The organism is Streptococcus sp. 400_SSPC, from assembly GCF_001072745.1.
GTDB classification, from domain to species: Bacteria; Bacillota; Bacilli; order Lactobacillales; family Streptococcaceae; genus Streptococcus; species Streptococcus xiaochunlingii.
In genome coordinates, this window is the sequence record NZ_JVIQ01000022.1 from 1 (window position 1) to 8,145 (window position 8,145).

Here is an 8,145-nt window from a genome sequence, read left to right on the forward strand (position 1 = left end):
CAGCGTAGTAGAGCCCACTCAACCACTGCGTCTTGCTCGACAATCTAAAGACAATTGAGAGGCCAGGACTTTTGTCCCAGCCTTTTTCTTGTGGAATCATTGACAGGGGGAGGCTTTTCCGCTATTCTAGGGGAATGAAAGAAAGGAAAGGGATTGAGATGAAACGGAGTTATTGGCAGGACCTGAAGGGGGCCTTTTACTTAATCTGGCGCAACAAATGGTCCTTTATCTCTGTGGGGATCCTTTTGCAGTTTGTGGTTGGTATAGGAGCTGCGGCCTTGAGTTGGGTCTTTCAACTGGCCCTCCTCTTATCGGGTGAGTCCAACATTGACAAGAACAATATCCTCACGACCTTGACCAATCCATTGAGTCTAGTGGCATTGATTTTCTTTGCCATTGTCTTCGCCTTTCTCTTTATGCTGGAGATGCGGACCATGATCGCCCTGATCTATCTGTCTCGTACGGATCAGCACCTCTCTTTTAAAAAGGTTTTTCGCCAGTCTTTTGGTCGCTTAAAGGATTTTAGCGGTTGGAACCTGTTGCATTTTCTCTTTTATATGGTTCTGACTCTGCCTGTAGCGGGTCTCTTCATTGGCTCCACTCTGACGGACGGTCTCTATATTCCGAACTTTATCACAGGGGAGTTTAGCAAGACGACCGCTGGTGCCATCGGTCTCTTCATAGTTCAACTGCTTCTGATCTATCTCAATCTTCGTCTCATCTATACGGTACCTAATATCGTGATTGAAGAGCTTCCTTTTGGGGCTGCCATGCGCAAGAGTTGGGAGATGACTAAGAAGGGTGGGATCCGCCTTATCCTGCGGATCTTCTCCTTTGAGTTTATCCTCTCTGTAACGGGTATTCTCTTGATCCTTGCCCTTGTCTTTGCGTCTAGTCAGCTAGACAAAACGGGCCAGCATATCTGGGTGCAGACTATCTTTTTGGTCTTGATCCGCCTCTACATTTTCCTCTTTTCTGTCATGTCTAAACTGGGAACCTTGGGAATCATTCTGGACAATGGCTGGGAGGCTCCAAGTCGCTCGGTCATCAAGACTCGAGGCTCTCGCAAGATGAAGGGACTCTTTGTCCTGACCTTTCTTTTCCTCCTGGCTCAGTCAGGGATGGCAGCATATGACTTAGCGACCTTAGAGGTCAATGACCAGGTAAAAATCGTAGCCCATCGTGGCTATGTGGCCAAGGGTGTAGAAAATTCCCTCGAAGCACTCGAGGCAGCTGCCAAGGAGAAGGCTTCCTATGTCGAGATGGATATCCTCTTGACCAAGGACCATCAATTCGTCGTCATGCATGACTACAATCTCAAACGCTTGGCTGGAGTGGACAAGGATGTCAAAAATATGACGCTGGCTGAGGTGCAGGGATTGAAGATCCAACAGGATGGTCACACCAGTCACATCCCCTCCTTTGAGGAGTTTGTCACCCGGGCCAAGGAGCTGAAGATGCCCCTCTTGGTCGAGCTCAAGCCTCATGGTGCAGAACCAGAAAATTACGTGGATCTCTTCGTCCAAAAGATGAAGGACTTAAGAGTTGAAAAGGACTATCCAACCATGTCCTTGGATCTGTCGGTGATGGAAAAGGTGGAGAAGAAAGCTCCGGAGATTAAGACCGGCTATGTCATTCCGATTCAGTTTGGACAATTTGAAAACACCTCGGTCGACTTCTTTGCGATTGAAGACTTTTCTTATCAGGAGGATTTGGTAACCCAGGCCCATGAGATGAAAAAAGAGCTCTATGTCTGGACCATCAATGATGAGCAAAAGTTAACGGCCTACCTTCAACGGCCGATTGATGGGATCATCACGGATGAAGTAGCAGAGGCACAAAGCCTGAAGAAAAACTTGAAGAAGAATAAGACCTACTTTGATCGCTTCCTGAGCTTGGTGTCTCTCAGTACCAGTGAAGAGTAGGAACTTGTCTCCAGAAGAATGTCAGTCTATTTGGTAAGGACTGACTAAAAGTTTGATTTTTATCCATTGTTAAGCTATAATAACTATTACAAATAACGAAAGTCGTCCCTACAGTCACGCTGTCAGGGCGCTTTCTCTTTCTATAGCTTTCGCATGCAGAGATGGCTGATTCTGTTCAAATGATTTTTTCTTTGTTGGGAATGGACATCATGCTGACGAAAACTGTACTAACTAGTATTTTAGGAGGTATCTATGCTTCAGTCATTGATTGCTGAAATCAAGGAATACAAGAAACCCTCAGTTTTGGCCTCACTCTATATGGTGTTTGAGGTCATGTTTGAGATTTCTATTCCCTTTATCATGGCGACGCTTCTGGACAAGGGGGTTCAGAAGGGGGATATGACCACGGTTCTGACCTATGGTCTCCTCATGTTGGTCTTCGCCTTTCTCTCTCTTTTCTGTGGGATGCAGTCGGCTCGCTACGGGGCTTTTGCATCAGCCGGTTTTGCTAAGAATCTACGGAAGGCGATCTTCAAAAAGATCCAAACCTTCTCCTTTGAAAACATCGATAGCTTCTCCTCAGGTGGTCTGGTAACCCGGATGATGACGGATGTGACCAATGTGCAGAACTCCTATCAGATGGTCATCCGGATCTGTGTGCGTGCACCGCTCAACTTGATCTTTGCCATTGTTGCTAGCTACTTGATCAATCCGCAGATGGCCATGATCTTTGTCGGGATTACCCTTTTCTTGGGGCTGGTCTTGGGTGTGATCACTAAGATTGTCTATCCACTCTTTACCAAGGTCTTTGACGCCTATGATAACTTGAACAACAGCATACAGGAAAATATTACCAACATGCGCGTGGTCAAGTCCTATGTCAAAGAAGAAGAAGAGACGGTCAAGTTTAAGAAGGCTTCTCGCTTGATCTACAACATGTTCATGAAGGCCATTCGCATCGTGATCTTGAGTAGTCCAGCCATGATGCTGTCCTTGTATGCTTCTTTTATCTTGATCTCTTGGATCGGGGCCCAACTCATCGTGGCTGGAAGCTTTACGACAGGTGAGCTGACGTCTATGTTTGCCTACGTCATGACCATCCTCATGTCTCTCATGATGTTTATGATGATCTTCGTCATGCTCTCCATCTCTATGGCATCTGTAGAGCGGATCAATGAAGTCCTTGGGACAGAGTCAACCATCGTCTCTCCTGAGAATGGTCTGACAGAAGTAGCAGATGGCTCTATTACCTTCGATCATGTAGACTTCGCCTATAAAGATGAAAATGGCGACAAGGCCCATGTCTTGTCCGATATCAACCTTAGCATTCGCTCGGGTGAAGTAATCGGAATCCTTGGGGGAACTGGTTCCGGTAAGTCTAGTCTGGTCCAGCTCATCCCTCGTCTCTATGATGTAGAGTCTGGTAGCGTCAAGGTCGCTGGTCAGGATGTGCGGAACTATGATTTGGATCATTTGCGTAAGCAGGTTGCCATGGTGCTTCAGACCAATGTCCTCTTCTCTGGTACCATCAAGGAAAATATGCGCTGGGGAAATAAGGATGCGACGGATGAAGAAATCATGGAAGCTTGTAAGATTGCTCAAGCGGATGAATTTATCCAGAACTTTAAGGATGGCTATGATACCATGATCGAGCGTGGTGGAGCCAATGTCTCAGGTGGTCAGCGTCAACGTCTTTGTATCGCCCGAGCCCTCTTGATGAATCCAAAAATCTTGATCCTGGATGATTCGACTTCGGCCGTTGATACTAAGACCGATAGTTTGATCCGGCAAGGATTGGCAACCAGTCTTAAAGACACAACTAAGATCATCATTGGCCAACGGATCTCTTCTATCCAAGATGCAGACCGGATCGTGGTCATGAATGATGGTAAGATCGATGCGATTGGTACTCACCACGACTTGATTGAGAGCAATGCCATCTACCGTGAAGTCTATGACATGCAAACCCAAGGGAAAGGAGGACAAGCAGATGAAGAATAAGAAAAAAGCTGGCTGGGGCTCTCTCGTGCGCTTGCTGGCCTACATGTGGAAACAGTATAAGTTCGTCCTTCTCTTAGCAGCTGCCCTTATCGTGACAGCCTCCCTCTCTACGGTCTATATTACGTCCTCCATCCGTGCCTTGGTGGACCAATACATCCAACCCATGCTGGATAGTGGAAGCAAGGATTTTGGCCCCCTCTTAACTTTCTTATCGACATTAGCTGTGATTGGAGTGGTGGGAGTTTTGGCCAACTATGGCTTCTCCCTCATTATGGCGACAGTGTCTCAGGATACGCTACGCTCTCTGCGGAACCAGCTCTTTGCCCGTATGCAAAAGCTCCCTGTGAAGTACTTTGATACCCACCAACACGGGGACATCATGTCTATCTATACCAATGACATCGACGCTCTTCGCCAAGCGATCGAGGAGTCTATCCCGCAGCTCCTTCAATCTGCCATCACGATTATCGGTGTAGCCGTCAGCATGATTGTGATTAGCCCGCTTCTTTTCCTTCTCGTTCTTTCGATGGTCGGTGTCATGGCCTATGTCATCAAGGATATCTCTGGTAAATCTGGTCGCTATTTCGCCGATCAACAAAAGAACCTAGGGATTGAAAATGGCTTTATCGAAGAGATGATGGCTGGTCAAAAGGTGGTCAAGGCCTTTGTCCACGAAGAGGAAAGCATTGAAGCCTTTGAGCGGATCAATGACCAACTCTTTGAATCATCCTATCAAGCCAACCGCTATGCCAATGTCTTGATGCCAATCTTGGGGAACCTAGGAAATGTCTCCTTCGTCTTGACTTCATTGGTCGGAGGGATCTTCGCCTTGAATGGCATTAGTGGCCTCACCATTGGTGGCCTCATGGCCTTCCTCCAGCTCAACCGTTCCTTCAATGGGCCTATCACCCAAGTATCGCAACAGTTGAACTTTGTCCTCATGGCTCTGGCTGGGGGAGATCGGATCTTTGATCTCTTGGATGAAGAAGTCGAAGTGGATGAAGGGAAAGTCACCTTGGTCAACTATGAAGAGGTCGATGGGCGCATGGTCATCACTGATAAGAAGACCAACCTCTGGGCTTGGAAACACCCTCGGGAAAATGGTGACTACGCACTGGTCAAACTGGTCGGAAATGTCGTCTTTACCAATGTAGACTTCTCTTACAATGAGAAAAACCAAATCCTCTATGATATCAACCTCTACGCAGACAAGGGGCAAAAAGTGGCCTTTGTCGGTGCGACAGGAGCAGGGAAGACCACCATTACTAATTTGATCAACCGTTTCTACGATATCCAATCAGGATCTATCACCTATGATGGTATCGATGTGAAGCTGATCGAGAAGGCTTCGCTCCGTCATTCGCTGGGGATCGTCTTGCAGGATACCCACCTCTTTACCGGAACCATCGCAGAAAATATCGCCTATGGTCGATCAGATGCGACCCGGGAGGAAATCCTGGAAGCAGCTCGCATTGCCAATGTGGATTCCTTCGTCAAACATTTGGACCAAGGTTACGATACCGTCTTGAGTGATGATGGAGCTGGTCTATCCAACGGTCAACGTCAGCTGATCGCCATTGCGCGTGCTGCCTTGGCCAATGCGCCAGTCTTGATCCTGGATGAAGCGACTTCCTCAATCGACTCACGGACAGAGAAGATGGTCCAAGAGGGGATGGATCGCCTGATGGCAGGACGGACTGTCTTTGTCATCGCCCACCGTCTCTCAACCATCGTCAACTCGGATGTGATCATGGTCATGGACAAGGGACGCATCATCGAGCGAGGCAACCACGCTTCCTTGATGGCAGAACGTGGGACTTATTACCGCCTCTACACCGGTGGCCTTGAAATTGATTAATACAAAAAAGTCTGAGCGGGTCTCAGGCTTTTTTGCTTATGGATAATGTTGTCTTTGAAACTTTCCTTAGGTGAGATCGGACGTCAGCGAACTTCGAAGAAGTTCCATGACTAAATCAAGATACAAAGGGCGCCTGCGGATAAAGTCAAAATAGGGAGCAGGACAGAAGCACTATTGTATGGGATTGCTTCGTTGTCCTGCACCCACAAGGCTGATTAGGATTCTTCCGAGCTAAAAGGAGAGAGAAGGATTCAATCAGCTAGTCTGTCTTGGATATAGTAATAATGTATTTTGCGCTTTTTACACAATCCGCACCCGTGTTCAATTCGTTTTGAGCCCCTTCCTCTTTATTTTCTAGTCTCAGGCTGGAACAGTTAAAAGCCTCCCTTTGATAAATAAAACAGAGAGAAAAACGGGCCTTGTAGGTCTACTTTTTCTATGACTTAACTCATTTCCATGGTATAATGGGAGGACTATTGATAGAGAAGATCAAAAGGAGATACGAGTGGATCAAAAACATCACTGCCAAGTCCTATGGGCGAAAAATAAATACCTGGTGCTGAGTCATTCCAGCAACATTTACAAGGAGATCCGGGAATACCTCAAGCAAGACCAGGTTGAGGTCAGTCACGTCGAGGACTTGATCCAGCAAGCGCTGGCCTTGCCGGAAAATCGTGGCCAGGTCTCCAATGCCTTCCAGCATATCTGGGGCTATTTCAAAAAGCAGGCGACTCCTGAGGAAAAGGCTGACTTCATGCTGCTACTTGAGAAATACCAGCATGGGCAAGTTAGCCAAGAAGATCTCATCAAGGGGATCCAAACGCTCCTTGAGCGCTACCCCAATCACTACTTGCAAGACTCTACACTACTAGGAGGTCAATAGATGAGACTGTGGCACCAAGATTTGATTCCCAAACTCCCTCGACCCCAGCTCCTAGGGCAACACCGGGAATGCTGCGCCCTTCGAGGCAATGGCTGGGGCAAGAAGCACGCGACGGTCATGATTTGAGCAGCCGTTTCGCATTCCCCATTTTGGATATAAGCTGCATAGAGGGAGTCGCGGGCAGCCTTTGGATCCCGGTCCAGAAGGGCTTGCTCTCGGCTGACAGCGGCTTCTTCTGTATCCTTTTGGGTGGATACAGAGACGTATTCTCCACCCGCCATAGAGAAGGCACCGGCTAGTATCGCAGAGAGGCCAGATAGAAAGATGATCCAGAGATTGCTGGTCGCACTGGCAACCCCGATAACAACTCCAGCGATGGAGATAATGCCATCATTGGCACCGAGCACTCCAGCTCGTAAGATATTTAAGCGATCGTTAAATGAAGCATCAATGCCATGTTTTGTTTCAGTCATACTTGTCTCCTGATTTCTTATTTAGAATGATTATAATTAAAATTAATTAGTTTAGCAAGTCTTTTGTCTTAAATGATAAAAGTCCGACAATTTAAGAAAGGACTATAGAGGGTAGGAGGTTTATCTCATCTTAAAAATATACCGTCAGCAGAAGGAGCTAAGATATTATAATGCTTTGACAATCGAAATAATTTTAGATATAATTCTATAAATGAATTATGAATAGGAGTCAACCATGAAAAAATTAGTCGCAAGCGGTATTACCCTTCTCTCGGCCTTAACCTTGGTCGCATGTTCGGGAAATCAAACTGCAAAACCAAAGGCTTCTTCAGAGAAGTCTTCAAGCAAGGTGGAGAAAACTTCTTCTAAGAAGTCTTCCTCATCTAAGAAGAAATCATCTTCATCAAAGAAATTTGAATTGACGGATGATACAAGTAGTTCTTCCAGTCAATCTTCATCAGGATCTGGCGCTCAAGCAACAGCTCCAGAAGTTGTTTTGGTAACAGACCAAGAAATTGAAAATGCTAAAACGATCGGTGAAATCAAGGGACTTTATGCAAAACTAGCTGAAAATTATAAGAAGCATGCCAATGAATTGGGAGAAAAGTTGCCAAAATCTGAACAAGAATCTTATTTCAAGGCCTTGGAACCTGGTATCAAGAAGATGGATGAAGAGTTGGCTTCTTTGAATGAAACTCTTGCTCAATTTGGAGACGATACAACGCTTTTCCCAGAAGAGCACCGTGCAGCCTTTATTGAGGCCTTCAAAGCAACCCGTGATACCATGACAAATGCTTTGGTAACTGCTTATAAGTTTGTTGGAGGTTTGAGTAGCTAAGGCCCCTGTCTTCTCTGTGGGGACTCAGTTTCCTCAGCTGTAGATTGGATCTGAAAAGAAATAAAGAAAGAGAGAGTGGGACAGAAATCGGTAATTCGTTAGAGTTCGATTTCGTCGTCCCACCTCCGCACAGTTGAGTAGGGCTGTAAAAGCTGATGAAATCAGCG

Annotated in this window: 5 protein-coding genes and 2 pseudogenes; 6 read left to right on the forward strand and 1 reads right to left on the reverse strand. The window is 46.5% G+C overall.

Features of this window, described 5'->3' with window-relative positions; genetic code table 11:
• Positions 1 to 158: 158 nt before the first annotated feature.
• From ADH49_RS04210 to ADH49_RS09735, 5 genes and pseudogenes are all read left to right on the forward strand, one after another.
• On the forward strand, positions 159 to 1,925 hold the full coding sequence (locus ADH49_RS04210) for a glycerophosphoryl diester phosphodiesterase membrane domain-containing protein (RefSeq protein ID WP_048690033.1): 1,767 nt from the start codon (positions 159 to 161) through the stop codon (positions 1,923 to 1,925).
• A gap of 252 nt (positions 1,926 to 2,177) precedes the next feature.
• Positions 2,178 to 3,926, forward strand: a complete 1,749-nt coding sequence (locus ADH49_RS04215; RefSeq protein WP_048690038.1) for an ABC transporter ATP-binding protein — start codon at positions 2,178 to 2,180, stop codon at positions 3,924 to 3,926.
• Complete coding sequence (locus ADH49_RS04220; protein WP_048690041.1) at positions 3,916 to 5,784, forward strand: ABC transporter ATP-binding protein; 1,869 nt, start codon at positions 3,916 to 3,918, stop codon at positions 5,782 to 5,784. The genes ADH49_RS04215 and ADH49_RS04220 overlap by 11 nt, the downstream gene beginning before the upstream one ends.
• A gap of 505 nt (positions 5,785 to 6,289) precedes the next feature.
• Positions 6,290 to 6,667: a YbgA family protein gene (locus ADH49_RS04225; RefSeq protein WP_048690044.1), complete on the forward strand. Its 378-nt coding sequence runs from the start codon at positions 6,290 to 6,292 to the stop codon at positions 6,665 to 6,667.
• Positions 6,668 to 6,784: pseudogene (locus ADH49_RS09735) on the forward strand (pyrimidine dimer DNA glycosylase/endonuclease V); the annotation flags it as partial.
• On the opposite strand, the pseudogene ADH49_RS04230 reads toward ADH49_RS09735, so the two are convergent.
• A pseudogene (locus ADH49_RS04230) lies at positions 6,754 to 7,140 on the reverse strand (VIT1/CCC1 transporter family protein); the annotation flags it as partial. The pseudogenes ADH49_RS09735 and ADH49_RS04230 sit on opposite strands and share 31 nt — an antisense overlap.
• Before the next feature lie 235 nt (positions 7,141 to 7,375).
• Between ADH49_RS04230 and ADH49_RS04235 the strand changes: the two are divergent.
• On the forward strand, positions 7,376 to 7,978 hold the full coding sequence (locus tag ADH49_RS04235) for a hypothetical protein (protein ID WP_048690048.1): 603 nt from the start codon (positions 7,376 to 7,378) through the stop codon (positions 7,976 to 7,978).
• Positions 7,979 to 8,145: the final 167 nt, after the last annotated feature.

What these genes read in the sequence shown, in the direction of transcription:
- ADH49_RS04220 (WP_048690041.1), top strand. Translation starts at nt 3,916, where the DNA reads ATGAAGAATAAGAAAAAAGCTGGCTGGGGCTCTCTCGTGCGCTTGCTG.
- ADH49_RS04215 (WP_048690038.1), top strand. Translation starts at nt 2,178, where the DNA reads ATGCTTCAGTCATTGATTGCTGAAATCAAGGAATACAAGAAACCCTCA.
- ADH49_RS04210 (WP_048690033.1), top strand. Translation starts at nt 159, where the DNA reads ATGAAACGGAGTTATTGGCAGGACCTGAAGGGGGCCTTTTACTTAATC.
- ADH49_RS04235 (WP_048690048.1), top strand. Translation starts at nt 7,376, where the DNA reads ATGAAAAAATTAGTCGCAAGCGGTATTACCCTTCTCTCGGCCTTAACC.